Annotated in this window: 4 protein-coding genes; all 4 read left to right on the top strand. The window is 59.9% G+C overall.

The genetic code is table 11. The annotated features are described in order from the left end of the window. Positions 1 to 91: 91 nt before the first annotated feature. Complete coding sequence (locus tag VOI29_RS24160) at positions 92 to 1,372, top strand: TrbI/VirB10 family protein (protein WP_323784398.1); 1,281 nt, start codon at positions 92 to 94, stop codon at positions 1,370 to 1,372. Next, the gene (locus VOI29_RS24165; RefSeq protein WP_323784400.1) at positions 1,369 to 1,758 is read left to right on the top strand and encodes a TraV family lipoprotein; all 390 of its coding nucleotides are present in this window, start codon (positions 1,369 to 1,371) and stop codon (positions 1,756 to 1,758) included. Before VOI29_RS24160 ends, VOI29_RS24165 begins: the two co-directional genes overlap by 4 nt. Next, entirely contained in the window at positions 1,758 to 1,982 is a 225-nt protein-coding gene (locus tag VOI29_RS24170) for a hypothetical protein (RefSeq protein ID WP_323784402.1), read from the top strand. Before VOI29_RS24165 ends, VOI29_RS24170 begins: the two co-directional genes overlap by 1 nt. Then, the coding region (locus VOI29_RS24175) for a TraC family protein (protein ID WP_323784404.1) at positions 1,979 to 2,371 on the top strand (393 nt) is incomplete at its 3' end. The genes VOI29_RS24170 and VOI29_RS24175, both read left to right, overlap by 4 nt.

Here is a 2,371-nt window from a genome sequence, read left to right on the forward strand (position 1 = left end):
TTTACCGGGCTGGCGTGCTGTCAGTCTGGGTTCAGAAAAAAAGCCTCGCCGCCGGTGAACGGTCCTGGGTTGTTGTTGTGAGGGCGAAGTGATGGCTCAGAAAGACCGCAAAAAGAACCAGATCATTGCGATTGGCATTGTTGGCGTCGTCGTGGTTGGGGGCTTCGTTGTTCTTGGCGCAATGATGAACCGTGGGGCAGGGGGCGCGGGTCTCCCGAACCGCTCCAACCCTACGGTTGACGAAACGATAATTTCGGACCGCACGGCTGCGGCCTCACCGGAAATGTCCTGGATCACCTCCGGGCGGCTCCAAATGGAGCGTCTTCAGAAGGAGCTGCAAGAGCAGCGCAAGCTGGTCGAGCAGTCCCGCCGCGAAGCCGTACAACAGGCTGAGGCAATCCGGCAGGAATATGATGAGCCTATCTTGCAGCTGATCGAAAAGATTTCGACGCTGGAAACCCAACTGGCTGAAGCCAAAAACCGCCCGGCCTCAAGCGGGCCGGAGCAATCATTCAATGCCGCGGCCCAATTGCCTGGCAAAGAGCAGTTGACGCGCGAGCCAGCGGAAATCGGGCCGGGAAGCGACTTCATTGAGCGCCGCACGCCTACGCGCACGACACCTCGCCGGACAGGGCAAACAGCCGGTGATGGGGAAGGGGTCTCGGTGCGCAGCAACTTCGGGCAGAATTTCACACTCGCTGCCATCGATCAGCCGCAAACGGAAGAACGCGAGATCCGCCGCCTGGGCAGCTACCTCCCTGCAGGCAGCTACGCACCAGCAGTAGTCCTTTCGGGCGCCGATGCGGCCACCAACGTCTCTAACCGGGACAATCCGATTCCGGTTCTGTTCCGGATTACCGGCTCTGCAGTGACCGCAGCGCTTGGAAACCGTCAGCCCGCGCGGGTGAACCTGAAGGGCTGCACGGTGCAGGGGTCTGCAACCGGCGACCTGTCGTCGGAACGGGTCAAGGTGCGCCTGATCTCCATGACCTGCGTAAACCGGCAGGGGGAAGTCCTGGAAACCAAAGTCGCAGGCTACATGGCTGGATCCGGTAAGGAAGGTGCGCGCGGTCACGTCGTGAGCCGCGAGGGGGCAAACGTTCGGAATGCGGCCATCGCGGGCGCTTTGGGCGGCCTGGGCAAAGGGCTGAGTGCCGGAGCTACTGCGTCTCTCGGCCAAGAAAACGCTTCGGTCAGTCAGATCCTGCAAAGCGCAGGCGCAGGCACACTGGCCGGCGGAGCGGAAGAAGCGGCCAGCACGCTGGCTGATTATTACATCAAACGGGCCGAACAGTATCAACCGGTGGTCTCCCTCTATGGAGGAACCAAGGTCGAGCTCGTGTTTCTCGAAGGGGTGGAGCTGGGCCAATGAAGAAACTTGCAAGCCTGATTTTGGTCGCGCTGACCGCTGGTTGCGCCAACCCGAACACGGAAAAAGACTTCCTGTGTGAAGCGCAGCAAGGGTCGCCCTGTACAACTATCGGTGCTGTGGACGGCACTGGATCCGCTGCTGTGACCTCGGTTCAGGAGCGTCCCGAAGACACTGCGGTGAAGAGCCTGGCACAAAATCCGCTGTTCTCCGGAAAAGGGGCCTTCACCGGCCTGCCGGACGGCGGATTTCCCTACAACGCTGCGGCCTACCGCTCTCCGGAAGTCGTCGGAACGCTCTGGATTGCGCCGATCCTTGTTGAAGGCGGGATCATGCATGAGGCGCGCTTTGTGCATTTCGTGATCCAGGAAGGGCAGTGGCGGCAGTAATGAGCAAAACCAACGCAACAAGCCTGAGCGACAAAGCAGCCCGCATGGTCTCGATCAGGCAAGAGCGACGCAAAGCTGGTTTTGTCGAAGTGACGGTGTGGCTCCCTGTAGAGCAAGTTCGCCACTTCCGTGACAAGGCTTGGCAAGCTGTTGAAGCCGTAAGCCGCTCTTTTCCACGCAATACCCTATTGGGCAAAAAACGCCGTCAGAGGGGCAGGAAATGAAAATTGTTCGTGACATAATGGACGGTCTGTTCGGGGATGTCCCGTGGACAGAGGAAGAGCCGGACCTGATGGAGGGTGATGTGCTCTCCGACATTCTGCCGTGGCGGGTCTATGATCCGGAACACAAGCTCTACCACTTTACCCACGGCAGCGGCTTCCTGATGGAAGTGGGCGCGTCGATCGGTCAAAACGATTTGACTGAGAACATCGGCGGTGTCATTGCCGCCAACCTGCCGTCCGGCGCCACTTTTCAGGTGCTGAATTGGACCTCTCCGGCCATTGAACCGGTTGCCGGGCGCTGGAAATCGGCGCGGCTTGGCCGTTCGGCTCTGATTGACGAAATGGTCCGTCAGCGGGTGTCCCACCTTCAGGACATGCGGTTCGGCATT

Origin of the sequence: Leisingera sp. (genome assembly GCF_034669605.1) — a bacterium.
In the GTDB taxonomy this organism is placed as follows: Bacteria; Pseudomonadota; Alphaproteobacteria; order Rhodobacterales; family Rhodobacteraceae; genus Leisingera.

Bases quoted from the DNA above. Each gene is read 5' to 3' on its own strand.
- VOI29_RS24160 (WP_323784398.1), top strand. From the start codon at position 92: ATGGCTCAGAAAGACCGCAAAAAGAACCAGATCATTGCGATTGGCATT.
- VOI29_RS24165 (WP_323784400.1), top strand. From the start codon at position 1,369: ATGAAGAAACTTGCAAGCCTGATTTTGGTCGCGCTGACCGCTGGTTGC.
- VOI29_RS24170 (WP_323784402.1), top strand. From the start codon at position 1,758: ATGAGCAAAACCAACGCAACAAGCCTGAGCGACAAAGCAGCCCGCATG.